The sequence below is a fragment of the Sphingopyxis sp. genome (assembly GCF_965279725.1).
In the GTDB taxonomy this organism is placed as follows: Bacteria; Pseudomonadota; Alphaproteobacteria; order Sphingomonadales; family Sphingomonadaceae; genus Sphingopyxis.
In genome coordinates this window covers 946,840-972,571 of sequence record NZ_CBDIIL010000003.1, presented here as the reverse complement: position 1 = coordinate 972,571, position 25,732 = coordinate 946,840, and the positions used below count along the sequence as shown (strand labels likewise).

23 protein-coding genes are annotated in these 25,732 nt (G+C 65.1%); 7 read left to right on the top strand and 16 right to left on the bottom strand.

Annotated features, from left to right (window positions below; genetic code table 11):
- Positions 1 to 52: 52 nt before the first annotated feature.
- The 3 genes from ACQY6T_RS13525 to ACQY6T_RS13515 are packed head-to-tail and all read right to left on the bottom strand — an operon-like array spanning position 53 to position 2,939.
- The gene (locus ACQY6T_RS13525; protein ID WP_428631477.1) at positions 53 to 1,150 is read right to left on the bottom strand and encodes an NAD(P)/FAD-dependent oxidoreductase; all 1,098 of its coding nucleotides are present in this window, start codon (positions 1,148 to 1,150) and stop codon (positions 53 to 55) included.
- Positions 1,147 to 1,860, bottom strand: a complete 714-nt coding sequence (locus ACQY6T_RS13520) for a methyltransferase domain-containing protein (RefSeq protein ID WP_428631476.1) — start codon at positions 1,858 to 1,860, stop codon at positions 1,147 to 1,149. Before ACQY6T_RS13520 ends, ACQY6T_RS13525 begins: the two co-directional genes overlap by 4 nt.
- Entirely contained in the window at positions 1,857 to 2,939 is a 1,083-nt protein-coding gene (locus ACQY6T_RS13515) for a type III polyketide synthase (protein ID WP_428631475.1), read from the bottom strand. The genes ACQY6T_RS13520 and ACQY6T_RS13515 overlap by 4 nt, the downstream gene beginning before the upstream one ends.
- 112 nt (positions 2,940 to 3,051) lie before the next feature.
- Between ACQY6T_RS13515 and ACQY6T_RS13510 the strand changes: the two genes are divergently transcribed.
- Positions 3,052 to 3,537 (top strand): DUF4402 domain-containing protein, encoded by a 486-nt coding sequence (locus ACQY6T_RS13510; protein ID WP_428631474.1) that lies wholly within the window; start codon positions 3,052 to 3,054, stop codon positions 3,535 to 3,537.
- 173 nt (positions 3,538 to 3,710) lie between these two features.
- Here the strand turns inward: ACQY6T_RS13510 and ACQY6T_RS13505 are convergent, their stop codons facing one another.
- Positions 3,711 to 4,373 (bottom strand): YggS family pyridoxal phosphate-dependent enzyme, encoded by a 663-nt coding sequence (locus ACQY6T_RS13505; RefSeq protein ID WP_428631472.1) that lies wholly within the window; start codon positions 4,371 to 4,373, stop codon positions 3,711 to 3,713.
- A gap of 56 nt (positions 4,374 to 4,429) precedes the next feature.
- On the opposite strand from ACQY6T_RS13505, the gene ACQY6T_RS13500 reads away from it, so the two are divergent.
- Positions 4,430 to 5,047: a thiamine phosphate synthase gene (locus ACQY6T_RS13500; protein ID WP_428631470.1), complete on the top strand. Its 618-nt coding sequence runs from the start codon at positions 4,430 to 4,432 to the stop codon at positions 5,045 to 5,047.
- Here the strand turns inward: ACQY6T_RS13500 and ACQY6T_RS13495 are convergent.
- Together ACQY6T_RS13495 and ACQY6T_RS13490 are read right to left on the bottom strand one after the other, a co-directional pair.
- Positions 5,020 to 5,646 carry a hypothetical protein gene (locus tag ACQY6T_RS13495; protein ID WP_428631467.1) on the bottom strand — a complete coding sequence of 209 codons (627 nt, stop codon included), beginning with the start codon at positions 5,644 to 5,646 and terminating at the stop codon, positions 5,020 to 5,022. The genes ACQY6T_RS13500 and ACQY6T_RS13495 overlap by 28 nt on opposite strands.
- Positions 5,633 to 5,929 carry a hypothetical protein gene (locus ACQY6T_RS13490; protein WP_428631465.1) on the bottom strand — a complete coding sequence of 99 codons (297 nt, stop codon included), beginning with the start codon at positions 5,927 to 5,929 and terminating at the stop codon, positions 5,633 to 5,635. Before ACQY6T_RS13490 ends, ACQY6T_RS13495 begins: the two co-directional genes overlap by 14 nt.
- Positions 5,930 to 6,015: 86 nt before the next feature.
- On the opposite strand from ACQY6T_RS13490, the gene ACQY6T_RS13485 reads away from it, so the two are divergent.
- From ACQY6T_RS13485 to holA, 4 genes are all read left to right on the top strand, one after another.
- Complete coding sequence (locus ACQY6T_RS13485; protein WP_428631463.1) at positions 6,016 to 6,477, top strand: DUF3576 domain-containing protein; 462 nt, start codon at positions 6,016 to 6,018, stop codon at positions 6,475 to 6,477.
- Positions 6,478 to 6,528: 51 nt separating this feature from the next.
- The gene (gene leuS / locus ACQY6T_RS13480) at positions 6,529 to 9,078 is read left to right on the top strand and encodes a leucine--tRNA ligase (RefSeq protein ID WP_428631461.1); all 2,550 of its coding nucleotides are present in this window, start codon (positions 6,529 to 6,531) and stop codon (positions 9,076 to 9,078) included.
- A gap of 129 nt (positions 9,079 to 9,207) precedes the next feature.
- A complete protein-coding gene (gene lptE, locus ACQY6T_RS13475) occupies positions 9,208 to 9,750 on the top strand; it encodes an LPS assembly lipoprotein LptE (RefSeq protein WP_428631458.1) in 543 nt (180 codons plus the stop codon).
- Positions 9,751 to 9,756: 6 nt separating this feature from the next.
- Positions 9,757 to 10,788, top strand: a complete 1,032-nt coding sequence (gene holA / locus ACQY6T_RS13470; protein ID WP_428631456.1) for a DNA polymerase III subunit delta — start codon at positions 9,757 to 9,759, stop codon at positions 10,786 to 10,788.
- An 8-nt stretch (positions 10,789 to 10,796) separates the two neighbouring features.
- Here the strand turns inward: holA and ACQY6T_RS13465 are convergent, their stop codons facing one another.
- From ACQY6T_RS13465 to ACQY6T_RS13430, 8 genes are all read right to left on the bottom strand, one after another.
- A complete protein-coding gene (locus ACQY6T_RS13465) occupies positions 10,797 to 12,626 on the bottom strand; it encodes a cation:proton antiporter (RefSeq protein ID WP_428631455.1) in 1,830 nt (609 codons plus the stop codon).
- Between the two features lie 104 nt (positions 12,627 to 12,730).
- Positions 12,731 to 15,538: a TonB-dependent receptor gene (locus tag ACQY6T_RS13460; RefSeq protein ID WP_428631453.1), complete on the bottom strand. Its 2,808-nt coding sequence runs from the start codon at positions 15,536 to 15,538 to the stop codon at positions 12,731 to 12,733.
- Between the two features lie 178 nt (positions 15,539 to 15,716).
- On the bottom strand, positions 15,717 to 16,445 hold the full coding sequence (pdeM, locus tag ACQY6T_RS13455) for a ligase-associated DNA damage response endonuclease PdeM (RefSeq protein WP_428631451.1): 729 nt from the start codon (positions 16,443 to 16,445) through the stop codon (positions 15,717 to 15,719).
- A 40-nt stretch (positions 16,446 to 16,485) separates the two neighbouring features.
- Positions 16,486 to 17,532 (bottom strand): retroviral-like aspartic protease family protein, encoded by a 1,047-nt coding sequence (locus ACQY6T_RS13450; protein ID WP_428631449.1) that lies wholly within the window; start codon positions 17,530 to 17,532, stop codon positions 16,486 to 16,488.
- A gap of 73 nt (positions 17,533 to 17,605) precedes the next feature.
- Positions 17,606 to 20,026: a ligase-associated DNA damage response DEXH box helicase gene (locus tag ACQY6T_RS13445; protein WP_428631448.1), complete on the bottom strand. Its 2,421-nt coding sequence runs from the start codon at positions 20,024 to 20,026 to the stop codon at positions 17,606 to 17,608.
- A gap of 149 nt (positions 20,027 to 20,175) precedes the next feature.
- A complete protein-coding gene (locus ACQY6T_RS13440) occupies positions 20,176 to 20,652 on the bottom strand; it encodes an SRPBCC domain-containing protein (protein ID WP_428631446.1) in 477 nt (158 codons plus the stop codon).
- Positions 20,649 to 20,975 carry an ArsR/SmtB family transcription factor gene (locus ACQY6T_RS13435; protein WP_428631444.1) on the bottom strand — a complete coding sequence of 109 codons (327 nt, stop codon included), beginning with the start codon at positions 20,973 to 20,975 and terminating at the stop codon, positions 20,649 to 20,651. The genes ACQY6T_RS13440 and ACQY6T_RS13435 overlap by 4 nt, the downstream gene beginning before the upstream one ends.
- Positions 20,972 to 21,445, bottom strand: a complete 474-nt coding sequence (locus tag ACQY6T_RS13430; RefSeq protein ID WP_428631442.1) for a VOC family protein — start codon at positions 21,443 to 21,445, stop codon at positions 20,972 to 20,974. The genes ACQY6T_RS13435 and ACQY6T_RS13430 overlap by 4 nt, the downstream gene beginning before the upstream one ends.
- A gap of 138 nt (positions 21,446 to 21,583) precedes the next feature.
- On the opposite strand from ACQY6T_RS13430, the gene ACQY6T_RS13425 reads away from it, so the two are divergent.
- Positions 21,584 to 22,513 (top strand): glutaminase, encoded by a 930-nt coding sequence (locus ACQY6T_RS13425; protein WP_428631441.1) that lies wholly within the window; start codon positions 21,584 to 21,586, stop codon positions 22,511 to 22,513.
- 37 nt (positions 22,514 to 22,550) lie between these two features.
- Here the strand turns inward: ACQY6T_RS13425 and ACQY6T_RS13420 are convergent, their stop codons facing one another.
- Together ACQY6T_RS13420 and gyrB are read right to left on the bottom strand one after the other, a co-directional pair.
- A complete protein-coding gene (locus ACQY6T_RS13420) occupies positions 22,551 to 22,952 on the bottom strand; it encodes a septal ring lytic transglycosylase RlpA family protein (RefSeq protein WP_428631439.1) in 402 nt (133 codons plus the stop codon).
- Between the two features lie 131 nt (positions 22,953 to 23,083).
- Positions 23,084 to 25,660 carry a DNA topoisomerase (ATP-hydrolyzing) subunit B gene (gyrB, locus tag ACQY6T_RS13415; protein ID WP_428631438.1) on the bottom strand — a complete coding sequence of 859 codons (2,577 nt, stop codon included), beginning with the start codon at positions 25,658 to 25,660 and terminating at the stop codon, positions 23,084 to 23,086.
- Positions 25,661 to 25,732: the final 72 nt, after the last annotated feature.

Sequence of the window (25,732 nt, the reverse complement as noted above, 5' to 3'; positions counted from 1 at the left end):
AATATCGGAACGAAACCAGGATGTCGCAAGGGGGTGCGGCAAGGGGGCGGCCTCACGCGTCGCCGATCCGGGTCGCCCGCGAGGCCCAGCGGACCAGTGACGGAAAGGATGCCGCCAACGATGTCAACACGCCCGCTGTGTGTGGATTCTCTCCGGTGCGCCAAACGGCGCTCGCGATGGTAAAGGGCCGGGCCATGCGCGCCGCGAGCGCGCGCTGAAAACCCGGTGCGGCGTCGGCGCCGCCAGCCCGCCAGGCTCCGACCGCTGCATCACCGCTGGCCAGCGCCAGACCCATGCCCTCGCCTGCCAGACTGGGAATCACGCCTGCTTGGTCACCGAGCCGGAACAGCCCAGGCGCCGTGTCGGCGGTGCGCCAGCCATAAGGAACATGCCCGATCGCATCGATCGGGCGCGACCAGTCGGCGAACGCCAATCGCTCGCCGAGCATCGGATGCGCGGCGCCAAGGGCGTGTAGCAGATGGGCAGGGTCACCGCCCGCTTCGTCGAGCCGCGATTTGTGGGTGGCCAGGCACAGGTTGGCGCTGCCATCCTCCTGCCGCACCAGCCCGACATAGCCACGGTCGAACAAATGAAGCTCGACCGCGTCACCGATCAGCCGGTCGAGCGCGCTATGCTGGGGCAAGCGCAGTCGCAGCCCCATCACCGGATCGCGCTGTTGCCAACGCGCGGGGTCGCGCGATTGGCCGCGAAATCCGTGCTTGCCCGCCGCCAGAAACAGCGACGACGCCATCAGCCGCGCCCCGTCGCGGGTCAGCACGGCCCCATCGTCCGCGCCCGTCGCATGAACGCCGCGCTGCATGTCTGCTCCCGCCGCCACGGCCACCGCCTGCAACACCGAATCGAGGCGGCGGCGCGACACCCCCATCGCGGCTTGCGGCAACATCGTCTCGCTGCGCCTCGATCCTGCGATCAGCCGTACGCTGCGCACCGCCTGCCCGCCCAGCGCGGCGCGGTCGATGCCCAGCGCGTCGAGCCGCGCCAGCGACTGCCAGCTCAAAAACCCGCCGCACAACGCGTCGCCGGTTTCGCGCGTTCGTTCCAGCAACAGCACTTTGGCACCGGCGCGCGCCAGTCCGATCGCCGCTGCGGTTCCGGCGGGTCCTGCGCCGATGACGATCGCATCGGTCATCGGATCCGCTCGACGCACAGCCGATAAGGAAAACTGCGGAAGATACGCGCGCGCGCGGCGGTGTCAGGCAAGGCGTCTGTCAGCATTTCCTGCCATTCAGCGCGGCGAAAACTGCGACCGACCGACAATTGGCCGTCGCGGCGAACGATCGGATCGACGAAGGCGAGCGTCGCAAGCAGCGGGTAGCCGGCAAAGGGCAGGCGCTGGCGGTCGAGGTCGTTGACCAGCCAGCCGCGCGCCGCCTCGCTGTCCATGAAGCGCAGAAATTCGGTGCGCTCACCGCCGCTCATATGGTGGGTGACCAAGCTCGACAGGATGATGTCCCACCCCTGCCCTGCTAGATCGCGATAGTCGCCCGCGACCAGCCGCGCCTGGCCGCTCAGCCGCGCTTCGGCCACCGTCAGACTTTTCGGGTTGAGATCGACCCCCGCCAGATCAAGCGCGATGCCGCGCTGCCTCCCCCAGCGCGCGATTCGGGCCAGCATGTCGCCGCTACCGAACCCGACATCGAGAATGCGCCACGGCCGGTCGCCGGCGCCGTGTGCCGCGACGCGATCCAGAAAGCCCAGGGTCGGCCGCGCCGCCAACGTCAGCGCGTTGATCCGCGACAGGTCGGCGAGTACGCGGGCGTAGCGCGCGGGCGCCAGCTCGGCGGCGTCCATTTCCTCCTCGGCGTCGATCGGCGCGCGAAGGCTGATAAACGGATTCATGGTGCGTTGAAGCGGATCGCCTCGGCGGCGAGGCCGGGGCCAAAAGCGATGGCGATCCCCTCGCCGGTCGCACCGCGTGCCATCATGTCGGCCAGCACGAACAGGATCGTTGCCGACGACATATTGCCGAAGCGGGCGAGCACCGCGCGGCTGTCGGAAAGCGCTTCAGCCGCGACGCCGAGCGCCGATTCGACCGCGTCGAGCACCGACCGGCCACCGGCATGGACCGCGAGCAGCGGCGGCGGATCGCCCGGGCCGAACAATTGCTCGCGCACCCCGGCTGCGGACAACGCCTCGCGCAGCCGTCCCGGCACCTCGCCCGACAGCTGCATCGCAAAACCGGTGTCGCCGATGTCCCAGCGGATCAGCTCGGCGCTGTCTTCAAGCGCCAGACTTGCCCCGGCGCCGAGTTCGAAACCGGTCGGATCGGTCGACACCATCGCGGCCGCAGCGCCGTCGCTGAACTGCAGCATCGCGAGCAGCGGTTCGGGGGCATCTTCGAGTTGCAGATGCAGCGTCGACAATTCGACACTGACCACCAGCACCGCGGCATCCGCCTCTGACCGGACGATATGCCGCGCGGTGCGCAGCGCGGTGACCCCGGCATAACAGCCCATAAAGCCGATCAACACCCGCTCGACCGTCGACGACAGTCCGAGCCGTCGGGCAAGGATCTGGTCGATCCCCGGTGCGACGAAGCCGGTGCAGCTCGCGACGACGATATGCGTGATCCGCGCCGGATCGAACGCATCACCCAGCTTCGCGATGGCCTGCATTGCCAAATCGGGGGCATGGTCGGCATAGGCCCGCATCCGCACCGACGTCGGCGGCAGCCCGGGGACGTCGTAGAATCCGCCGACCGCGACCGGCGAACCGCCATTCGATGTGGGCGGCAGCACCGACCAGCGATGGTCGATCCCCGACCGGGTCGTCATCCGGGTAAAGATCGCGCGCAGGCGCTCGTCGGCGATGCGCGGTGTCGCCCAGTCGATAAAAGCATGATGGATATCATGTCCCGGCACCGCGGTGGCGAGGGCGTTCAGCCGGGGGGACGGCGGGGATGTGGTCATCGCGCACATGTGGCCGAAAAGAGGGGGGCTGGCCAGCGATTAGCGCTGCACCGACTTTACCGCAGCTTAACCATGGCAGGGCTATAGTTATGCTGTGAAACTGCGCGTTTTTCTTGGATTTATGCTGGCCGTCGCTGGCGCCCCCTCCGCAGCGGCGCAGTGCCTGCTCTGCGCGCCGGACCAGGCGGCAGGCACCACGGTGCGTAAAGCCGAGGTGCCGCTGCGCGTGGAAGTCGAAACCCAGCTCGATATGGGCCGTGTCGCGGTCGGCGCGATGGGCGGCGAGATTGAAGTCGATCCGGTGTCGGGCGCGCGCCGTGTGCGCGGCGACGTCGTCGACCTCGGCGGCTTTGCCCTCACCGGAGTCGTCACGGTGCGCGGCGAACCCGGCGCCGAAGTGCGCGTTATTCTGCCCGCCACGGTCGACCTAGAGGGCGGCTATGGCCGCACCGCACGCGTCACCGGTCTGGTCACCGACCTGTCGGCATCGCCGCGGCTCGGCGCCGACGGCCGCCTCCAGTTCCGCTTCGGCGGCCGGCTGCAGATCGCGGGACTGGACGACGGCGATTATCGCGGACGGATTCCGGTGACGGTGGAGTATCAATAGGGCACCAAAGCGCGGCTTTGATGCCGGGAGACAGAGATCATGATTTCATCACCCTGCACTTGATCCGGGGTCCATGACCGCCCGCACCGCGCGATGCCTCGGGGGCAAATGGATCCCGGATCAGGTCCGGGATGACGAACTTGTAGGACCGAAACCGGTCGCTAGCGGTCGGTTTACCCCCGCACCCCGAAAAGCGCCGTCCCGACGCGCGCATGCGTTGCGCCAAGCATCACTGCGGTTTCATAATCGCCGCTCATCCCCATCGAGCGCTCCGGCAAGCTGTTTCGCTCGGCTAGTTCGTCGAGCAGCGCGAAAAACGGTGCGGGTTCGATATCGGCGGGGGGGATTGCCATCAGGCCGTCGATCGTCAGTCCCGCGTTTTTGGCTTCGGTTAGCAGTGCCGGGAGGTCGGCGACGGCGCAGCCGCCTTTCTGGTCTTCGTCGCCAATATTCACCTGCACGAACAGCTGTGGCTGCTTGCCCGCCTTTTCGCTGGCCTTTGCGAGCGCCTGCACGAGCGACGAGCGATCGACAGAATGGATCGAGTCGAACAACGCCACCGCTTCTTCGGCCTTGTTCGATTGCAGCTGGCCGATCAGGTGCAGGACAATATCGGGAGTTTCAGCACGCAGTTCGGGCCATTTTGCGGCCGCTTCCTGCACGCGGTTCTCCCCAAAGTGACGCTGACCAGCAGCGATCAGCGGGCGGATCGCGGCGGCATCGTGCGTCTTTGACACGGCGATCAGGCAGATGTCGTCGGCGCGCCGCTGCGCGCGCGTGGCTGCATCGGCGATCTTCGCCCGTACTTCGGTCAGTCTGTCCGCCGCGTCGCTCATCACTCTTCCCATCCCGGCGCGTTGCGTGCGCCCGCGACGCGCCTATAGGAAGGGCGATGGTCCGACGCCACCCCCTGCCGCAGCAATGGCTGTTCAGCGATGAACGGCTGGCGGTCGGAATCGTCCAGCTGGCGGCGATGCTGCCGCCGGGCAGCGGGATCGTCCTGCGCCATGACGGCTTGGCTGCCGGCGCCCGCTGGCGCCTGCTGCGGCGGCTGACGCGGACGGCGCGATCACGCGGTCTGACGATATTGCTCGCTGGAAAGCCCGATATGGCCCGCCGTTGGGGCGCCGACGGAATTCATCTGCGCCAACATGACCTACGCCATGCGGGGCAGGCGCGGCGATTGGGCTTGCTGCTGACGATGCCGGTTCACGGCGCGAAAGAGGCGCGCCGCGCCCGCCGGGCGGGGGCCGACGGCGTCTTCATCTCGCCGCTATATCCGACGCGCTCACACCCAGATGCCGCGGCGCTCGGCCCGGCCGCATGGCTGCGGCTGGCGCGCTTGGCGGGGGTACAGCCCATGGCGCTGGGCGGGATGACGGCTGCGCGGGCGCGGACACTGAACCGCCGAACGAGCGGAATCAGACCCGGTTGGGCGGCGATCGATGCATGGGAAAAAGCGGCGACGAAGCGCCGGACGCGTCAGAAACGGAATGCGGTTCCGACATAGACGGCTTGGCTGTCGCGGCGGGTGTCGGTCAGCGGTTCGACGCGGTCGTCGCTGCGATAGCGGACGCCGGCGGTCACATCGATATTCTTGGTCAGGCGATAGCTGCTGACGACATCGACGGCGGCGGCATCGCCGGGTGCGGTGATGCGGTCGGTGGCGCCGCTCGGGTCGGCCGGGCGATTGATCATCCGCGTTGCGAAGCGCGACTTCTTTTCGGCCTGTTCGGGCGCCTTGGCGACCGGCAGGTTGCGCAAGTCGGTGCCGCGCGGCAGCGTGGGGGTGACGAATTTCTCGAACCCGACCGACGCGCCCAGATTATAGGCAACCGGGGTGATTGCGACCGGCGCGGTGCGGCCGGCGGCGATGGCGGAGGTGCGCGCGGCGCTCGATGCGTCGTCGCGGGCGCGAATCACGACGGTGATCGCGCGGTTCTTGCGGCTTTCATCGGTGAGCGCGGGGGTGAAACTGAAGCTGCGGCGTTGTTCCGCCGACATTTTGGCGTAGCGCGCAATCAGGCGCGGGTCGCCCGACGCGGGGGTGAATTGGCCAAGCAGGGTATCGGACAGCTCGGTGTCGCGGCTGCCTTCAGACCGCGACATCGCGGCGAGAGCAGGCGGCAAGGCAAGCGAAACCACCGCCAAAGCGGTGAGACTGCCCTTCCAAAAATGTCGCGGTTTCCGCGTCATAGCCCTGCGACTCCAACCCCAAGTGATTCAGGAGATAGGCTCTCCATCGTGATTTTGCCAGTGAATCCGAGCAAATTATTACAGCAAAACCGTTTTTGACCGAGATTGTTGCGCGATCGTCACACTGCTTCGCGATTCTGACCAGAATCTGAACCAGGACAAAGCCGGAATTGCCGCGCTTGCCCGACGGCGGCAAGGGCGATAGAGACGCTGGCAATTCCGTTCTGCGCGGCGCGGATCAAGCGATCCGGCGGCGCCCAAAAAAGATAAGGTGTTATCGGCATGTCCCAGCTTTCCGTCCTTGCTTCGCGCGGTCGCCGTCCGGTCGCGTTCGCGCTGCTCGGGCTCGCGGCGCTCGGGCTTTCGGCCTGCGCCAGCAAAGACCGGCCGCGCGCCGATCTTGCCGCATCGCAGGTCACGACGATCGGCGTGAACAGCTATTTGTGGCGCGCTTCGCTTGATGCCTTATCGTTCATGCCACTGCTGCAGGCTGATTCGTCGGGCGGCGTGATCATCACCGACTGGTATGCGAACCCGGGCAATCCCGGCGAGCGGATGAAGGTGACGGTTTCGATCCTCGACCGCGACTTGCGCGCCGATGCGCTGCGCGTCGCTGCGTCGCGTCAGGTGGCGCAGGGCGGCACTTGGGTCGATGCGCCGGTGCAGGCGGCGACCGTGCAAAAGCTGGAGGAAATCATCCTCACCCGCGCTCGTGATTTGCGCCGCAGCGCCATCGAGGGCTAATCCGGCGGCGCGGGCTCGCGCCGACAAACAGACAAACGGGGTAACCGACGAATGACCCGCGAACCGCGCTTTGGCGCCCTCGCCGCCGACGCCCGCTGGCAAGCGGCGTGGGAGGCGGCGAACAGCTTTGCCACCACCGACACGGCTGACAAGCCCAAGGCCTATATCCTCGAGATGTTCCCCTATCCCTCGGGGCGCATCCATATGGGGCATGTCCGCAACTATGCGATGGGCGACGTGCTGGCGCGCTTCAAACGGATGACCGGCCACGACGTGCTCCACCCGATGGGCTGGGACGCGTTCGGCATGCCGGCCGAAAATGCCGCTATGGAAAATGGTGTGCATCCGAGCGGCTGGACCCGTGCCAATATCGCGTCGATGCGCGGCCAGCTGAAACGCCTCGGTCTCGCGATCGATTGGGGCCGCGAACTCGCGACCTGCGAGCCCGATTATTATGGCCAGGAACAGGCGCTATTCCTCGACCTGTTCGCCGCGGGGCTGGTGACGCGCAAGGAAAGTTACGTCAACTGGGACCCGGTCGACATGACCGTGCTCGCCAACGAGCAGGTGATCGACGGCCGCGGCTGGCGGTCGGGCGCGCTGGTCGAAAAGAAAAAGCTGTCGCAGTGGTTTTTGAAGATCACCGACTTTGCGGACGAACTGCTCGAAGGATTGGGCAGCCTTGACGGCTGGCCCGACAAGGTCCGGCTGATGCAGGAAAACTGGATCGGCAAGTCGCAGGGGCTGGAATTCAGTTTCAAGCTTGCCGGCGGCGCTCCCGGGTTTGACGTCTTCACAACGCGCCCCGACACGCTGTATGGCGCGAGTTTCGCGGCGATCTCGCCCGACCATCCGATCGCCGAAAGCCTCGCGAAAGACGCGCCCGAACTGGCGTCGTTCATTGAAGAGTGCCGTCGCCAAGGCACGTCGGCGGAGCAATTGGAGACCGCCGAAAAGCTCGGCTTCGACACCGGCCTGTCGGTCGAACATCCGCTCGACCCGGCGCTGCACCTGCCGGTCTGGGTCGTCAATTATGTGCTGATGGATTATGGCACAGGCGCGATTTTCGGTTGCCCGGCGCACGACCAGCGCGACCTCGATTTCGCGCACAAATACGCGCTACCGGTCCACCGCGTGATCGCCGACGGCGACGAGACCGCACAGCATTTCACCGGCGACGAGGCCTACACCGGCCCCGGCAAGCTGGTGAACAGTCATTTCCTCGACGGCATGAGCATCGACGAGGCGAAGGCCGCGATTGTCGCGCGCGCCGAACATGAAGGCTGGGGCAAGGGCACCACCGTATGGCGGTTGCGCGACTGGGGCGTGTCGCGCCAGCGTTACTGGGGCACCCCGATCCCGTTCATCCACTGCCACACCTGCGGCACCGTACCGGTGCCAAAGGCGCAGTTGCCGGTGGTGCTGCCCGAGGATGTCGATTTCTCGGTTCCCGGCAATCCACTCGACCGCCATCCGACGTGGAAGCACGTCCATTGCCCCACCTGCAACGGCGATGCGGTGCGCGAAACCGATACGCTCGACACCTTCGTCGACTCGTCGTGGTATTTCCTGCGTTTCGCGAGTTCGCCGTCGGACAAGCCCTTCGATCCCGAAGTGATCCGCCGCTGGCTGCCCGTTGATCAATATATCGGCGGCATCGAGCATGCGATCCTCCACCTGCTCTATGCGCGCTTCTGGACACGCGCGCTGCACAAGATGGGAATGATCGATATCGTCGAACCCTTCGCCAGCCTGTTCACGCAGGGCATGGTGACGCACGAAACCTACAGCCGCGATCAGGGCGAAGGCCTGCCGCCGCTCTATTTCACGCCCGACGAGATCGAGCGCAGCGGTGATGGCGCAACGCTGACCGGCGACGGTGCACCGGTCGATGTTGGCCGCGTGATCAAGATGTCGAAGTCGAAGAAGAATGTCGTCGATCCCGACGCGATCCTCGATCAATATGGCGCCGACGCCGCGCGCTGGTTCATGCTGTCCGACAGCCCGCCGGAGCGCGACCTGCCGTGGAGTGAAGCGGGGATCGAGGGTGCATGGCGCTTCGTCCAGCGGCTGTGGCGGTTGTTCGGCGACACCGAAAATGTCGGTGACGGATCGGAAGACAAGGGTCTGGCGCGCAAGCTGCACCAAGCCATCGCGGGGGTCGCGACCGACGTCGAGGCGCTTGGTTTCAACAAAGCGGTCGCGAAAATCCACGCGCTCGCCAACGAGATCGAGAAAGCGAAGCCTTCGGCCACCCGCGCCGAGGCATGCCGCACCCTGATCCTGCTCATTGCACCAATGCTTCCGCATCTCGCCGAGGAAGCCTGGGCCGCACTGCCCGCAGCGCAGCGCACGACCGATATGGTCGCCGATGCCGCCTGGCCCGCTGCCGATCCCGCGCTACTCGTCGATGACGAAGTGACGATCGCCATCCAGATGGCGGGCAAATTGCGCGATACGATGACCCTCGCCAAAGGTCTCGACAAGGACGCAATCGAGGCCGCGGCACTCGCGCGCCCGCGGATTGCGGAACTGCTCGGCGGTAGCGCGCCGAAGAAGGTCATTGTGGTCCCCGACCGTTTGGTGAATATTGTTCTCTAGATGTTTTCAAACGCATCTCCCCGCTTCCGTTCGCATCGAGCGAAGTCGAGATGCCTATCGTTTGTGCGTGCCTTCGGGGTGTCTCGACTTCGCTCGACACGAACGGACTAAGGGTCGTCATTGTGCAATATGCGTAACCTCTTCAACTCCTCGCTTGTCGCCGCGTCGCTGCTTGTCGGCGGCTGCGGTTTACGTCCCCTATACGCCAATGGCAGCCGGGGTGCGGTGGCGACGGTGCTCGCCGATGTCGATGTCGCGCCGATCGAGGGCCATTCGGGGTGGCTCGTGCGCAACGCGCTGCGTGACCGGTTCCAGGCGACGCAGGCGGGCCGGGGCGCGGGCAAACGCTTGCGACTCGACGTCCGGCTCGAGGATTCGATCACCGGCTTTGGCGTTCGCGCCGATGATGCGGTGACACGCGAACGCCGCACCTTGCGCGCGCGCTATCAGCTGGTCGACGCTGCGTCGGGCGAGGTGCTGCTCGATGCGACCGCGGCGCAGGATGCCGGAATCGACGTCGTGGGCAGCGAATATGCGACGATCGCCGCAGAAAGTTCGGTGCTCGAACGACTCGCCTCGGGGGTTGCCGACCAGATCGTGACGCGGCTCGCGGTGTATGCCGATCGCGGTGGCGGCCAAACGCCGACCGAAACGCCCGCGCCGACGCCGTAACGGGCGATGAAGGCGGTCAAACCATCCGACCTCGAACGCCTCGCGCGGCTTGATCCCGTCGTTCGTTTCACGCTGCTGACCGGCCCGGACGAGGCGACGATGGCGGCGGTCGCAAGCCATTTGATCGGCCTTGCCGGCAAGGACGCCGAACGGGTCGACCTGTCGGGATCGCAAATCGCGCAGGATCCCTCGCTGCTCGCTGCCGAAGCTGCATCGATGTCGCTTTTTTCGCCGAGCCGGGTCATCCGGCTGGAGATCGGCGGCAGCGGCGACGACAGCCTGGCCGCGGTTGAGGCGCTGCTGGCCGCCGACACCGTGATCAATCCCGTGATCGCCACCGGCGCATCGGTCACCGCCAAGTCGAAACTGGTCAAGCTGGTCGAAGGGTCGGCGCATGCCGCCGCGGCGATCTGTTATCAGCCCGATCGCCGTGCGCTGATCGGGATCGCGATGGGTGCGGCGGAGGAACAGGGGTTGCGGTTGGCCAATGCCGAGGCGCAATTGCTCGTCGATCTGGTCTCGGGCGATCAGGCGTTGATGCGGCGCGAGATCGAGAAGATGGCGCTTTATCTGGACGCCGGCGCGGATCGCCAGCGCCAGGTCGCCGCCGCCGACATTGCCGCGCTGGGCGCTGCGACGCACGAGGAGGATGTCAGCGAATGCATCAATGTCGCCTTGGGCGGCAAGGTGCGCGACCTGCCCGCGATGCTGGCCAAAGCGACGGCGGTCGGCGTGGCCGAAATCCGTATCATCCGTGCGCTGGCGATCCGCGCCATGGCATTGGCGCGGCTGCGCGCCGAAGTCGATGCCGGGGCGCATCCGGCGACCGTCGTCGCGGCGCGCACCAGCGGCATTTTCTGGAAAGAGCGCGATGCGGTCACGGCGCAGCTGCGGATCTGGGATTCGGTGCGCGTCGCGCGGCTGATGAGCCGCCTGCTCGACTGCGAACGTGCGCTGAAATCATCGGGGACGCCGGGCGGCGTCCTGTTCCGCAAGCTGATGACCGACATTGCGCACCAGGCGGCGCGGGCGCGCTAGGTCAGGTCTTAGGCGACCGGTTCCTCGCCGGTCACCGTCTTTCGCGGCGGTGGTTTCGGCGCGTCAGGCGGAACAAAGGTCCAGATTGTATCGCCAGCCTCGACGCTGGGCCGGTGGTGGGTGGTGAAAATTGCCAGTTCGCCCGACGCGCGCACCACCGCCAGGCTGTCGCCGCCCGATGCCTTCATCCGCGCGACGAAATTGGCATAGGGGAATTTCTCGGTGATTCGGGTGCGCCCGAACGTCCACCCGGCCTGCAACCGGTCGAGCTGTTCCTCGATCGGGGTGCCGGCGAGGGTAAAGACGCGGCCACGCCGCTGGTTGCCCGAACGCGACGCGCCGACCATCCGGCTGACCCGATCATGTCCCATCTCGGGCGCCAGCTCGCTGCAAACGAGCGCGTTGTAGCTGTCGTTGTCGGTCGCGGCGATCAGCTGTTGGAACTGGCCCATGTTGATATGGTCGTCGTGCGCCTCGTCCAATATGTCGCCGTGGTGGACGGGCAGGTCGGCGCGCCGCGCGCGGCGCAGCGCCAGCACGCTGGCGTCGGCGACCAGCACCTCGCGGTCTTGGCGCTTGATGAATTCGGCAAAGGCGATTGTCCAGCTGTTGGCGCCGACCAGCAACACGCCCTCGCCCTTGCCCTGATCGAGCCCGAGCCAGCGGGCAAAGGCCGCAGCGGTAAAGCCATGGGCAAAAATGGTGACGATGACGACGCCAAAACCCAGCGGGACCAGCGCCTCGGCACCCGCGAAACCATAATCGGACAGGCGCAACGCAAACAGGCCGGTCACCGCGACCGCGACGATCCCGCGCGGCGCAATCCATGCGACGAACAGCCGCTCCTTGAACGGGATGCGCGTGAACAGCAGCGCGATCATGATGGTCAGCGGGCGGACGATGAACAGTAGCAGCAACAGGAAGATGACAAAGCGCAGCTGGAAATTCTGCACCACCTCCCAATCCAGTGTCGCCGCCAATATGATGAAGACGCCAGACACGAGCAGGACGGTCAGATCCTCCTTGAACCGGCGCAGCATGTGGCTGGAATAGGTTTCGCGATTGGCCATCACCACGCCCATCACAGTGACAGTGATCAGACCGGTTTCGTGCATGACAAGGTCCGACAGGACAAAGACCGCGATGACGGTGGTCAGCAGCACCGGCGCCTTCAGATATTCGGGAACCCAGCCGCGCGGAAAGGCCCAGGTCAGCGCAAAGCCGACCACGCCGCCGAGCAGGATCGCCAGCGTACTGGCGGCGACCACGTCGATGACGATGCTGGCGCTGTTCGCGTCGGCGCCGCCATGGGTGATATAGCTATAGACTCCGACCGCCAGCAGCGCGCCGATCGGGTCGTTCACGATCGCTTCCCATTTCAGCATATTCTTGACGCGCGGCGAAATGTTGAGCGAGCGCAGCAGCGGTGCGATCACGGTTGGGCCGGTGACGACCATGATACCGCCGAACAACGCCGCGAGCTCGAACGGCAGGCCGGCGCCATAATAGGCCGCGGCGGTGCCGAGCGCCCAGCCGACGGGGACGCCGATAAAGACCAGCACGAACACCGCGGCGCCGGCCTGCCGGAGCTCGCGGAATTTCAGACTGAGCCCACCTTCGAACAGGATAACCGCGACCGCGAGCTTGATGATCGGTTCGCGCAGCGCGCCGAAATCGCGTTCGGGGTCGATCAGTCCGAGCACCGGGCCGGCCAGAATCCCGGCGACCAGCATCAGTGCGATCGCGGGCTTGCCGGTACGCCACGCCACCCACTGCGCGCCGATCCCGATCACGCCGATCAGGGCAATTTTGACGAGCAGCGATTCAATGGCGAACATGGCGCCAAGTCTATGGGGTGGTGGAGAAAAGAAGCCAGAAAAAAGAAACCGCCCGCTTTCCTGGTGGAAAGCGGGCGGTCCCGTTGTTCAGCGATGCGCGCGGTTTAGAACTTGCCGCGCAGCGTCACGCCATAGGTCCGCGGTTCGGCCAGAAACTGCGAGAAGATCTGACGGCCGCCAGGATACTGCGGGTCTGCAAAGGCGGTGGTTGCCGAGGTGCCGCCTTCCTGGAACGGCGAGTTGAACGCGACCTGGGCATATTGCTTGTTGAATATATTCTGGCCCCAGAATTCGATGCCCCATTTATCGTCGGGACCGCGAACGCCGATGCGAGCGTTGAACAGTGCGTAACCGTCCTGCGCCTTTTGCGGGAACAGATCCGAACCGGTGTTGTAATCGCTGGTCATGCGGCCATCGATATAGACCAGGCCGGTCAGGCCGCTGCTGCCGATGTCTGGGGTCCAGGCGACGCTGCCGGTCGCGACCAGCTCGGGCGCGTTCGACAGGTTGTTGCCAGGCAGCAGGCGCAGTGCCTGATCGAGCGGAGCGCCCGAATCATTGCCGACCAGATCGTTGCGATATTTCGTTTTCGCATAGGTCAGGCCCGCGGTCATGCGGAAGCTGCGCGCCGGAACGAGCGAGGCTTCGAGTTCAAAGCCCTGCGTACGAACGCCGTAGCTCACGTCGTCCGCCGCACAGGCGCCGGTCGTAGCCGCCGCCGGGTTGTAGTTCGGCGCGCCGGTGAACTTGCTCTGATCGCGGTCGCCGCCAGCGAGGTCGCTGTCGCACCCATTGACGTTTTGCACCAGGAAGACTGTGCCGTTAAACGTGTTCAGCTGGAAGCTCGAAAAGTCCGACCGGAAGAAGGTCAAGCCCATGCCGAACGGGCCGTTCGAATATTTGGCGCCCAGTTCATAGCTGTGCACCGTTTCGGGATCAAACTGCAGGTTACTGACCAGCGCCTGCGCCCCGCCCGATGCCGCAAACGGCAGGATCGGAGCTTTGAGCGCCGAACGGTCGAGGTTGAAGCCGCCTGCCTTGTAGCCGCGCGAATAGCTGGCATAGACCATCAGGTCATCCACCGGTTTGTACGACAGAATCGCGGTGCCGGTAAACTCATCCTCGCTGCGCTTGTCATTGATCGACACATTGTTGAGTTCGGCGGTCGAATTGCCCTGACAGCTGAGGCCGATGAGGGCGCCGGCAAGCGCGCGCGCGGTGGCGATCTGGGCAGGTGTCCCGGCCGTGGTGGTCGTCAGATCGTTGAGAACCAGCCCCTGCACCGTCGTGCACACCGTGTTGTCGTTGGTAAAGGTCGCCGCGAACTTCTTCTTGTCGTTCGTGTAACGCACGCCAAAGGTAAAATCGAGCTTATCGGTGATGTGGAAAATATTGTGGGTGAACAGCGCCCAGTTGTTATCTTCCTGGAAATAGCGGTCGTTGATGCTGCCCTTGTCGCTAAGGCCGTCGAGCGCTGCAAAGGCTGCGACGATGTCGGGGCCGGAAGTGCCGGTGGCACCAAGGATCGTATTGCGGCCCACGCCTGCCAAATTACCGATACCCTGTGCAACGCAGCCAGGCTGGGTCGGGGCATAGAGACCAGCAAGCCCGCCACCCGAAATGACGCGGCAGGCGGCGAACCGGCCGTATTGGGTGCCGAAGCGTAGATTGTCGCGAACCGTCAGCTTTTCATTTGCGTAAAAGCCGCCGACCAGCCAGTCGAGCTTGCCGTCAAAGGCTTCGCCTTGCAGACGCAGTTCCTGGGTGAAGGTGTGGAACTGGCGATAAGCGTCGTCGCTGTCGGCACGATAGAGGATGTCGACGGTGCCATAATCGACGTCGCCCGCCTGGCTCGACCGATATTCGCGGTAGCCGGTGATTGAGGTCAGCGTCGCGCCGCCGAAATCATAATCGATCTGGCCCGAGAAACCGTAATCCTTGGTCTTGCCGGCATAGCTGCGGCCCGGGGTGACCGAAATGTTGCGGTCATAGCCCTGGTTGAACGCCGCGAGCGGCTGGCCGAGGTCACGCAGCACATTGATGATGTTGTTGGTGGTCGGGGTCGCCCCTGCGCCCGGGCTGCTTGGGGTGTTGAGATTGCCGATCGTGGGATTGACCGACGGGCTCACATAGGTCGCGCCGCAGCACTCCTCGTCGCGCGAGGTGTAGTCGGCGATCAGCCGCACCGACAGGGCGTCGGTCGGTTCGAACAGCAACTGGCCGCGGACGAAATAGCGGTCGCGATTGTTGATGTCGCGGTTGTTGGCTGTATCGCGCAGGAATCCGTCGCGCTTGACCCACACGCCGTCGATGCGCGCCGCGAGGGTGTCGCTGATCGGTCCGGTGACGCTGCCGCCGAGGCGCCAATAATCGTAATTGCCATAGGTGACCTCACCCGTGGCGCCGAATTCGAAGCTGGGTTTTTTCGAATAGATGCTGATCAGGCCGGCCGACGAGTTGCGACCGCCGAGCGTGCCCTGCGGCCCGCGCTGCACTTCGATGCGGTCGATCTCGCCCAGTTCGTTTAGGCCGATGCCCGAACGCGAGCGATAGACGCCGTCGATGAAGACCGGAACCGAGCTTTCGAGGCCGGGGTTGTCACCGACGGTGCCGATACCGCGGATACGCGCCGAGCCATTGGCTTCCGAGCCGGTCGACGAGACGAGCAACGATGGTGCGAGCTGGTTGAGCTGGCGGATGTCATTGGCGCCGCTGTTCTGTAGCGTTTCGGCGGTCACCGCCGAAATCGCGACCGGAACGTCGGTAAGCAGCTGCGAGCGTCCCTGCGCGGTGACGATGATCGGGGTGTTGTCGCTGTCGTCGACGGCTTCGTCAGTCGGCGCATCCTGGGCAAAGGCAGGCGCGGCAACGACGGCCATCGCGATCGAAACACCGAGCGCGGTTGTGCGCATAAATCGCGCAGCACAAAGGGAAGATGATTTCATGTCGGGCACTCCTCTCTCAATATCATTATTTTTAGACCCCGATTCATAGCTGAAACGCGGCGCCAATCCAGCCGGAGGCCAGCATTTTCGCGATTCTTTGGACAGGTGAGGCTTTTGCGCCACAGGCGAAAAAGGGGCGTGGGCGTTACCCTTTTGCTCCCAAGCCGATATCCGTGCCGCTTGCCGTAGCGTCATTTTCCTGTCCGTTGCGGAACGGAAATGAAATTAATTTTCCCTGCGCGACGAGCATCGCACCGTAATCGCCGCTGAAATTGCGCGCGATTACCGGCGCCCCGACGTCCAGGCCCCCGGTTAGACTGCCGAACGCCGGGAAAATCAGGCGCTGCGCGTCGGCCGCGAAGCAGGCGCGGGCGACGCTGCGCCCGCGCACGGTCATGCGCAATTTGGGATGGAAATGGCCCGACATTTCGGGGCGTCTTTCGCGCGGATCGCATTGATGGCGCAGAACGATGCCGTCGATCAGCAGCTCGTCGGCGACCGCCCCGCCCCACGCCCCGCCGCTCAGCCCGTCGTGGTTACCCGCGATCCACAGCAGCTTGGTTGCGGCGGCCTGCGCGCGCAAACGCTCGGCGACGGCGGGGACGATGCGGCTTGCGGCATCGCGGTCGTGAAAACTGTCGCCGAGGCACCAGATGGCGCGCGCGCCGGTTTCGGTGACCAGCCGCGCCAGCCGGTCCAGCGTGTCGTGGCTGTCATAAGGCGGCAGCGGCTGGCCGAGCGCCGCGTACCAACTGGCCTTTTCCAGATGCAGGTCGGCGACGATCAGCGCGCTGTGCAGCGGCCAGTAGAGCGCCCGGTCGGCCAGCACGACAAACTGATGGCCGGCAAAATCGAACGTCGGGGTCGTGGTCATCGCGTCGCTATGACGGCACGCCGCGTGCCGGGCAAGCAACCTATCCGCCGCGACCGGTCATATGGAACGCCATCCGCTGGCCAGTCTGACGGTTTGCCGCGTCGGGCAGGTCGAAAACGACGCGCCGGTTCGGAAAATCAATTTCGACCCGGTCGAACAGCGACAGGCTGTCCATGCCGAGCAACAGCGCGGGGCGTTCGGAAAGGCCCAGGACGCGAAAGGCCTGGCTGTCGGCGAAGCTGACCGGCAGATCGTTGACGTCCATGCCGTTGATCACGATCCGTTTGATCGCGGTGCGCATCGCTGGCACCGCCTCACCGGTGACCGCGCTCAGCTCGGTCGCGACGAAAGGGTAACGATTGGCGCGGCGGTCGGCGACCAGTTTCTGCAGCGCGAGATTGCCGACGCTCGTCTGGGCACCGGTATCGACGATGACGTCGATGCGTTTGCCGTTCAGCCGCGCGTCGGACAGGATCAGGCGGCCCGCCGAATTGCGCGCAGTGACGACGATGGCGTCATCGTCCTTGATCAGCGACGGCGCGCGGCGGCGCGTGGCCAATATCTGCATCGTTTCCTTGCGAAAATCGATCAGCACGCGGCGCTCTTCCAGCATGTCGACGCCGATCAGGCCGGCAGCGCCAATGTGGCGGCCGTGAAAGGCGGGTGCCTCGACCGACGCGAGCAGCAGGTCCGACATTTGCAGCGCCGCGACGCGAAAACTGGGGACCGTGGCCGACCCGCCAATGGTCGCAAGGCGCAGCTTGGCGCCTTCGACCAGGCCGAGCCGTGCGGCGAGTTCGCGCGCGATCACCGTCCGTTCGGCCCCGGTATCGACCAGAAAGGCGAACGGTCCCTTGCCGCCGACCATGACCTTCACCGACATCCGTCGCGTCGCGTCGAGGTCGAAGGGCTGGATGAACGGAACAACATCGCTTGCCGTTCCCGGTTCGACAAGGCCATCGACGGGGTCGCTGGCCGCCGGGTCGGCGGCGTCGGGCGGCGCGGAAGGTGTTTGGCTGGCACCGATCAACAGCGGCGCGGCGAGCAGGGCCGTCCAGAACATCGACCGCCTGAAAAGGTGGGTCATCGCGGGCATCCTCATTCTCTGTGCCGGGAACCTACGCCTGTTGCGGGTTGGCGGCAAGCGGCGTCGGCGGCGCTCATGTGGCGCCCGGACCCGTCGCCATTGCTTGGGCCGCCAGGCTGTCGGCCAGTTCGCCCAGCAACGCATCGTCGATGTCGGCGCCTGCAACATTCTCGCGCCCGATCAGCACCAGCACCGGGATCGCCAGCGGGCTGATGCGGTCGAGCTTTTGGTGCAGCATCGTCCCCGCCGCCCGGTCTAGCAGGTCGCCCAACCGCGCTACATCGGTCAATCGCTCGCGCGCATCGGCCCACGCGGCCTCGAGCAGCAGATGGTCGGGCTCATATTTGCGCAGCACATCGAAGATCAGGTCGGTCGAAAAGGTGACCTGCTTGCCGGTCTTGCGTTTGCCGGGGTGCTGGCGTTCGATCAGCCCGCCGATCACCGCAACCTCGCGAAAGGCGCGCTTGAGCAGGTGCGATCCTTCGACCCATTCGATGAACTCGGCCTCGAGGATCGCCGCGTCGAACAGTGCGGCGGGGTCGGCGACGGGACGCAGCGACCAGATCGCCAGCGCATAATCGGACGCCACAAAGCCCAGCGGTTGCAACCCGGCGCGTTCCATCCTTTTGGTGATGAGCATACCGAGCGACTGGTGGGCGTTCCATCCCTCGAACGGATAGGCGACCAGATAATGCGCGTCCTCATGCGGGAAGGTTTCGACGAGCAGCTCGCCGGGGCGCGGCAGCACCGATCGCCGTTGCTGCATCTCGAGCCAGAAGCGGACGTCCGGCGGAAAGCGTTGCCAGCTTGCGGGGTCGGCGAGAAACCCGCGCACCCGGTCGGCCAGCCGCGTCGACAGCGCCATCCGCGCGCCGACATAGGATGGGATGCGGGCGGGCTTTGCCGTGGCGCGGACCAGGATGTCGCTGTCGCGGATACCCTCGACCTCCAGACTGAGGCCAGCAAAGGCAAAGGTGTCGCCGGGGGATAGCGTGCTGGCGAAATATTCCTCGACAGTGCCGAGACGCCGGCCGTTCTTGAAGCGCACGTCGAGCGTCGGCGCATCGACGATGATCCCGGCGTTGAGCCGGTGCTGCGCCGCGAGCCGCGGGTGCGCGATGCGCCAGCCGCCCTGCCCGTCGGGAGCGAGGCGGCGAAAGCGGTCATAGCTTTTGAGCGCATAACCGCCGTCGCGGACAAAGCCGAGCAGGCGCGTGAAGAGTGCCGCATCGACCCACGCATAAGGCGCGGCGCTCTGGATCTCGGCGAGCAGCGACTCTTCCTTGAAAGGCGCCGCGCAGGCGAGCGCCATCACATGCTGCGCCAGCACGTCGAGCGCGCCGGGGCGGAACCGGTCGGCGTCGCGCTCCCCCGCTTCGACGGCATCGAGCGCCGCTTGCGCCTCGAGATATTCAAAACGGTTGCCGGGGACGATTAGCGCTTTGCTCGGCTCGTCGAGCCGGTGGTTGGCGCGCCCGATCCGCTGCAGCAGCCGCGATGACCCTTTCGGTGCCCCCATCTGGATCACGCAATCGACATCGCCCCAGTCGAGCCCGAGATCGAGACTGGAGGTCGCGACGAGCGCGCGCAGCCGCCCTTCGGCCATCGCCGCTTCGGCGCGCTGGCGCGCTTCGCGGTCGAGGCTGCCGTGATGGATCGCGATCGGCAGCGACAGATCGTTGACCTTCCACAGCTCCTGAAAGATCAGCTCCGCGAGACCGCGGGTGTTGCAAAAGATGATCGTCGTGCGGTTCTTTGCGACTTCGGTCATCACCTGATGCACCGCATAGCGCCCCGAATGGCCCGCCCATGGCACAGCGCCTTCGGGCAGCAGGATCTGGATATCGGGATCGGCACCCGCTTCGCCCTCGACCAGCGTGACGCTTTCGGCGTCGCTACCGGGCGCCAGCCAGCCGCGATAGGCATGGGTGTCGGCGATGGTCGCCGACAGGCCGACGCGGCGGAGACCCGGCGCGATAGTCTGGAGCCGCGCGAGCGCCAGACTGAGCAGATCGCCTCGTTTGCCGGGAGCAAAGGCATGGATTTCGTCGATTACCACCGTCTTCAGGTCGGCAAACATCGTGAAACTGTCGGGATAGGAGATCAGTAGTGACAGTGATTCGGGGGTCGTCAGCAAGATGTTCGGCGGCCGGCTGCGCTGGCGCGCCTTCTTGTCCGAACTCGTATCGCCGCTGCGGCTCTCGACACTGATATCGAATCCCATGTCGGCGATCGGCCCGATCAGATTGCGCTCGACGTCGGCCGCAAGCGCCTTCAGCGGCGAAACGTAGAGCGTGTGCAGCCGATCGCTGGGATTCTCGGCCAGATCGACGAGCGTCGGCAGAAACCCCGACAGCGTCTTGCCCGCCCCAGTCGCCGCAACCAGCAGCGCATGCTCGCCGCGCCGCGCTGCGCCGAGCATATCGGCCTGATGCCGCCGCATCCGCCATCCGCGCGCGGCGAACCAGTCGGTGAAAGGGGCGGGGAGGTCCATCGATCGGATGTGGCGTGTCCTTCAATGAGGGGCAACCCTTTCAGATCCTCCGCATCGACTTGCGATGGGGAGAGGGACCGCCGCCGCACTATAGCCCCTCCGTCAGCCTTGCGGGCTGCCAACTTCCCATCGCAAGTCGATGCGGAGGGTCATCTGGCTTGGGCCGACTCCGCCATTGCCCCTAACAAACCCCGCCAATGCTCGCCCAATCTTCGCTGGAACAGCATCAGTTCAAACCCGTGGCGTGCGACATGTTTCTGCGGGATCGTATCCCAGCCGCGATGTTCGACCGTCACGCGCGTCTCGTCGCCGACCGCTTCGAAGCGGATATCGACCTCGGTAACCTTATCAGGCTTGAAGCTCGGCAGACGCCAAGCGAACGCCAGCCGTTCGCCCGGAACCCAGTGGTGCACCGCGCCGATCTCCCATTCCTTGCCGTCGTCAAAGCGCGTGACGAGGCGGCCGCCCGGACCCGCGGGGTCAAAGCGCAAGGCCCCGTCGCCGCGGCGCGATAGCTGAAACAACGGGTGGCTTTTCCACCACTGGCCGATGTCGCGCGTAAAGGCGGTGAAGGCGACGTCCGGCGACACGCCGACGCGGAGCGCGACGATCACCGCCGCGCTCATCCGCCCGTCTCGACATGCGCCTTGAACGCGGTGAGCTGGTGCACCCACAATGCTTCGGTCTCCGCCAGCCATTGCTTGAGGTCGGCGGTCGCGCCGTCTTTGAGCGAATAGATGCGCACCCGCGCGTCGAACGCGGGATGCGCGTCCTCGACCAGCCCGCCCACTTTCAGCGCGCGCAGATGACGGCTCATCGCCGGTGCCGCAAGGCCGAGTGCACCCGCGAGCTCGCCCGCGCTGCGCGGCCGTTCGCCAAGCAGTTCGACCGCGCGCCGCCGATAGGGATCGGCGAGCGCGGCCAGGGTGCGATCGATCGCGGCGCTCAATCGTCGAGTCGCGTCTTGGTCGTAAAGCCGCCCTCGGCATCCCATTGTTCGGGGGTCTTCGCCTCGACCGTCACACCGAACGTCCAGATATGGCCCTCCGGATCCTTGGCGCGGTAGCTGCGGTCGCCGTAGAATTGCGTTTCGGGCTCGCCGATAATCTCGGCTCCCGCGGCGCGCGCGGTTTCGCAATGCGCGTCGATATCGTCGCCCACCGCCAGCTGGACGTGCACCGATTGGGTATTCTTGCCGCCGATCGACTTGGGGCTTTTGTGATCATCCGACCATTCATTGCCGATCATTACCACCGAATCGCCATAGGCCATTTCTGAATGCGCCAGATTGCCGTCTTCATCGAGCAGCACGAACAAAGGTTCGAACCCGAACGCGTCTTCCAGCCAGCGGAACGCCGCCTTGCTGTCCTGATAGCTGACGGCGCTGGAGAGACCCTTGCCGCGTGGATGATCGACCATGTTTCATGCTCCCGAATCGGTAGATGTAATTTCTCTATTATAGAATATTTCCAGTTTAATGAAAATATATTTCATCCGTCGTCCCGGAAATGGGAGGCAGCCCTTCATTCGCACGCCATCATGCGTTAGGTCATCGCCATGACCGATAATCTGCGCAACCATATTGACGAGGCGATGCTGCTGGCGGCGGCGCATCTGGGCCAAGGCCGAGTCGCCGATTATATCCCAGCGCTCGCAAACGTCGATCCCAACAAGCTTGGTTTCGCGCTCGCGCTTCCCGATGGCACCGTCCACTGCTCCGGTGACGCCGACGAGGCTTTTTCGATCCAGTCGGTGTCAAAAGTGTTCACGCTGGCGCTCGCCTTGCGCCGCGTCGGCAGCTCGCTGTGGGACAGCGTCGGGCGCGAACCGTCGGGCAGCGCCTTTAACTCGGTCGTCCAGCTCGAAAGCGAGCAGGGTATCCCGCGCAATCCGCTGATCAACGCGGGCGCGATCGCCACCACCGACCGGCTGATCGACGGGCGCGATGGCGATGCGGTGGCCAACGAAATCGTCGATTTCATGCGCGGGCGGGCGGGCGACGATCGCGTCGCGATCGACCTCGACGTTGCCTTTTCTGAATCCGAAACCGGCGCGCGCAATCGCAGTCTTGCCTATTTCATGGACGCGTTCGGGAATCTCCAGCATCCGGTCGAAACGGTGGTCGGCGTCTATTTCCGCCAATGCGCGATCGCGATGAGCTGCCGCCAACTCGCGCGCGCCGGACTGTTCCTCGCAATGGAAGGCCGCGATCCGCTGACCGGCGAGCAGCTGGTCGAAGCCCACCGGGCGCGCCGCATCAACGCGATCATGATGCTGTGCGGCCATTATGACAATTCGGGCGAATTCGCCTTTCGCGTCGGCCTGCCCGGCAAGAGCGGGGTCGGCGGCGGCATTTTGTGCGTCGCGCCGGGGCAGGGGTCGATCGCGGTCTGGTCGCCCGGGCTGAACGCGGCGGGGACATCGCTGGCGGGCGCGGTGGCGCTTGAGCATTTCGCCTATGCGGCCGGGTGGTCGGTGTTCGACTGAATCACCCCCTCCCGCAAGCGGGAAGGGGTTTGCCTCATCAATCGTCGAGCAGCGCCAGCTTCACCCGCGCGGTGCCGCTGCGGTGCATGCCGATCTCGCGCGCCGCGGCTTGGCTGACGTCGATCACACGGCCGCGGGAGAAGGGGCCGCGGTCGTTGATGCGGACGACCACGCTGTCGCCGTTCGATATGTTGGTGACACGCACCATGCTGCCAAAGGGTAGCGACCGGTGCGCGGCGGTCAGCTGGCTGGGATTGAAGCGCTCGCCGCTCGCGGTGCGATTGCCGGCAAGCTCATTGCCGTAATAGCTCGCCATTCCGCCATCGATTTCGGTTTCGTCAACAATGTCGGCGATCGGATTTTCCGTGACTTCGACTTCTTGCGCCGCGGCCGAAGCCGTCAGCAGAAGTGGCATCAGCAATGCTGAAAACACCCGCATGACATCATCCCCTTGTCGAGGATGCGCCAAAAGCAGCGGCGGCTTGTGATGGCAAGCCGCTGCGCGTTGGACGGAACCTTATTTACGTCCGGAGGTTCAAATTCGTCCCATTTCCGCGGAACCAACTCAAACTAGACGTCGAGATTCGCCACCGACAGCGCGTTGGTCTGGATGAAATCGCGCCGGGGTTCGACCTCGTCGCCCATCAACCGTTCAAAGATTTCATGCGCGATGTCGGCCTGTTCGGCCTCGACGCGCAGCAGCGAGCGGTTCGACGGGTCGAGCGTGGTTTCCCAGAGCTGTTCGGCATTCATCTCACCCAGCCCCTTGTAGCGGCTGATCGCCAACCCCTTGCGGCTGTGCGCGAAGATCGCCTCGAGCAGTTCGGACGGGCGAGTGATCGGGGTGACCTTGCCGGTGCTCGCAGCGGGCAGGTCGCTGTCGCTCGCTTCGGCATCGTCTTCGGCGGCCTCGGCTGCGGCCAGCGCGGCGGCGTCGGCGGCCATCGCCGCGGCGCTGCTGCCCTTCACCAACCGGCTGGGATGCGCATAGGTCTCGGCCTGTTCGGCGGCGAGCTTGTGCAGGCGGCGCCCTTCCTGACTCGCCAGGAAGGCGGCGTCGATCGCATGATGGTCGCTAACCCCGCGCCAGCGCTTCTCCAGCGTATAGCCGCCGTCGCTCGCAGTGATCGTCCATTTCGCCTCGCTACCGCCGGTCAGCGCGCGTTCGGCCGCGTTGAGCCATTCGGCGGCGCGGACACCCGCAGCGGTGCGACCGGGGCTGTCGAGTTCCGGATCGAGCGCACCGTTCAGCGCCAGCGCCTCGACCAGTTCGTAATTATGGCCGCGCGGCACATAACGCATCAGCGCGCGCAGGCGGCGGCCATGGTCGATCAGACCGCGCAGGTCGTTGCCCGACCGCGCGCCGCCGGTGGTCTCGAGCATCAGCGCATCGATGCCGCCGTCGACGAGGTAATTTTCGAGTGCGGTGTCGTCCTTGAGGTAAACCTCGCTGCGCCCCTTGGCGACTTTGTAGAGCGGCGGCTGCGCGATGTAGAGATAGCCGCCCTCGATGATCTCGGGCATCTGGCGATAGAAGAAGGTGAGCAAAAGCGTGCGGATATGCGCGCCGTCGACGTCGGCATCGGTCATGATCACGATTTTGTGATAGCGCAGCTTTTCGATATTGAATTCGTCGCGGATCCCCGCCCCGAGCGCCTGGATCAGCGTCCCGACTTCTTTCGACGAAATGATGCGGTCGAAGCGCGCGCGCTCGACGTTCAGGATCTTGCCCTTCAGCGGCAGGATCGCCTGAACCTTGCGGTCGCGCCCCTGCTTGGCGCTGCCGCCAGCCGAGTCACCCTCGACCAGGAACAATTCGCATTTGGCCGGGTCGCGTTCCTGGCAATCGGCGAGCTTGCCGGGCAACGAAGCGATGTCCATCGCGCCCTTGCGCCGCGTCAGCTCGCGCGCCTTTTTCGCGGCTTCGCGCGCTGCGGCGGCGTCGATGACCTTCTGGATCACCGCCTTGGCATAGGCCGGGTTTTCCTCGAGCCATTCGGTCATCCGGTCGGCCATCAGGCTTTCGAGCGGCTGGCGCACTTCGGACGAGACCAGCTTGTCCTTGGTCTGCGAAGAGAATTTGGGATCGGGCAGCTTGACCGACACGATCGCGGTCAGCCCCTCGCGCATGTCGTCGCCGGTCAGCGACACCTTCTCTTTCTTGAGGATGCCCGACTTGTCGCCATAGCCGTTGATCGTTCGCGTCAGCGCGGCGCGGAACGCAGCCAGATGCGTGCCGCCGTCGCGCTGCGGGATGTTGTTGGTGAAGCACAGCACATTTTCATAATAACTGTCGTTCCACTCGAGCGCGACCTCGATGCCGATGCCGTCGCGTTCGCTGCTGATCGCGATCGGATCGGGCAGCATCGCGGTCTTGTTGCGGTCGAGATATTTGACGAAGGCGCCGATGCCGCCTTCGTAGAACAGGTCATGACTGACATGTTCGGCGTGGCGCGCGTCGACCAGCTTGATGCGAACGCCCGAATTCAGGAATGCCAGTTCGCGGTAACGATGCTCAAGCTTTTCGAAATCGAATTCGAGGACGTTCTTGAACGTGTCGGTCGAGGCCGAGAAGGTCACGCGAGTGCCCTTCTTGCCCGCCGGAGCCGGGCCGTTGACCTTGAGCGGGGCGACCGAATCGCCATGTTCGAAGCGCATCCAATGTTCTTCGCCATCGCGCCAGATCGTCAGTTCGAGCCATTCGGACAACGCATTGACGACCGAGACGCCGACGCCGTGCAAGCCGCCCGACACCTTATAGGCATTGTCGTCGCTGGTATTCTCGAACTTCCCGCCGGCGTGGAGCTGGGTCATGATGACCTCGGCCGCCGAAATGCCTTCCTCGGCGTGAATCCCGGTCGGGATACCACGACCATTATCCTCGACGCTGACCGATCCGTCGCTGTTGAGCGTGATCAGGACGAGGTCGCAATGCCCCGCGAGCGCTTCGTCGATCGCATTGTCCGACACCTCGAACACCATGTGATGCAGACCCGACCCATCGTCGGTGTCGCCGATATACATGCCCGGGCGCTTGCGCACCGCGTCCAGGCCCTTGAGAACCTTGATCGAATCGGCGCCATAAGCATTGGCATTGGGCAGGTTGGTGTTGGCGCTCGGCGCCGTATTTTCTGGGGTGTCCGTCATAGCGATTATATAGGGTCGCAGGCGCCAAAACCCAAGCGAAAATGCGGGTCTTGGCCATTGCAGGACGAGCGT

What these genes read in the sequence shown, in the direction of transcription:
- ACQY6T_RS13525 (WP_428631477.1), bottom strand. Translation starts at nt 1,150, where the DNA reads ATGACCGATGCGATCGTCATCGGCGCAGGACCCGCCGGAACCGCAGCG.
- ACQY6T_RS13520 (WP_428631476.1), bottom strand. Translation starts at nt 1,860, where the DNA reads ATGAATCCGTTTATCAGCCTTCGCGCGCCGATCGACGCCGAGGAGGAA.
- ACQY6T_RS13515 (WP_428631475.1), bottom strand. Translation starts at nt 2,939, where the DNA reads ATGTGCGCGATGACCACATCCCCGCCGTCCCCCCGGCTGAACGCCCTC.
- ACQY6T_RS13510 (WP_428631474.1), top strand. Translation starts at nt 3,052, where the DNA reads ATGCTGGCCGTCGCTGGCGCCCCCTCCGCAGCGGCGCAGTGCCTGCTC.
- ACQY6T_RS13505 (WP_428631472.1), bottom strand. Translation starts at nt 4,373, where the DNA reads ATGAGCGACGCGGCGGACAGACTGACCGAAGTACGGGCGAAGATCGCC.
- ACQY6T_RS13500 (WP_428631470.1), top strand. Translation starts at nt 4,430, where the DNA reads ATGGTCCGACGCCACCCCCTGCCGCAGCAATGGCTGTTCAGCGATGAA.
- ACQY6T_RS13495 (WP_428631467.1), bottom strand. Translation starts at nt 5,646, where the DNA reads ATGTCGCGGTCTGAAGGCAGCCGCGACACCGAGCTGTCCGATACCCTG.
- ACQY6T_RS13485 (WP_428631463.1), top strand. Translation starts at nt 6,016, where the DNA reads ATGTCCCAGCTTTCCGTCCTTGCTTCGCGCGGTCGCCGTCCGGTCGCG.
- leuS (WP_428631461.1), top strand. Translation starts at nt 6,529, where the DNA reads ATGACCCGCGAACCGCGCTTTGGCGCCCTCGCCGCCGACGCCCGCTGG.
- lptE (WP_428631458.1), top strand. Translation starts at nt 9,208, where the DNA reads ATGCGTAACCTCTTCAACTCCTCGCTTGTCGCCGCGTCGCTGCTTGTC.
- holA (WP_428631456.1), top strand. Translation starts at nt 9,757, where the DNA reads ATGAAGGCGGTCAAACCATCCGACCTCGAACGCCTCGCGCGGCTTGAT.
- ACQY6T_RS13465 (WP_428631455.1), bottom strand. Translation starts at nt 12,626, where the DNA reads ATGTTCGCCATTGAATCGCTGCTCGTCAAAATTGCCCTGATCGGCGTG.
- ACQY6T_RS13460 (WP_428631453.1), bottom strand. Translation starts at nt 15,538, where the DNA reads ATGCGCACAACCGCGCTCGGTGTTTCGATCGCGATGGCCGTCGTTGCC.
- pdeM (WP_428631451.1), bottom strand. Translation starts at nt 16,445, where the DNA reads ATGACCACGACCCCGACGTTCGATTTTGCCGGCCATCAGTTTGTCGTG.
- ACQY6T_RS13450 (WP_428631449.1), bottom strand. Translation starts at nt 17,532, where the DNA reads ATGACCCACCTTTTCAGGCGGTCGATGTTCTGGACGGCCCTGCTCGCC.
- ACQY6T_RS13445 (WP_428631448.1), bottom strand. Translation starts at nt 20,026, where the DNA reads ATGGACCTCCCCGCCCCTTTCACCGACTGGTTCGCCGCGCGCGGATGG.
- ACQY6T_RS13440 (WP_428631446.1), bottom strand. Translation starts at nt 20,652, where the DNA reads ATGAGCGCGGCGGTGATCGTCGCGCTCCGCGTCGGCGTGTCGCCGGAC.
- ACQY6T_RS13430 (WP_428631442.1), bottom strand. Translation starts at nt 21,445, where the DNA reads ATGGTCGATCATCCACGCGGCAAGGGTCTCTCCAGCGCCGTCAGCTAT.
- ACQY6T_RS13425 (WP_428631441.1), top strand. Translation starts at nt 21,584, where the DNA reads ATGACCGATAATCTGCGCAACCATATTGACGAGGCGATGCTGCTGGCG.
- ACQY6T_RS13420 (WP_428631439.1), bottom strand. Translation starts at nt 22,952, where the DNA reads ATGCGGGTGTTTTCAGCATTGCTGATGCCACTTCTGCTGACGGCTTCG.
- gyrB (WP_428631438.1), bottom strand. Translation starts at nt 25,660, where the DNA reads ATGACGGACACCCCAGAAAATACGGCGCCGAGCGCCAACACCAACCTG.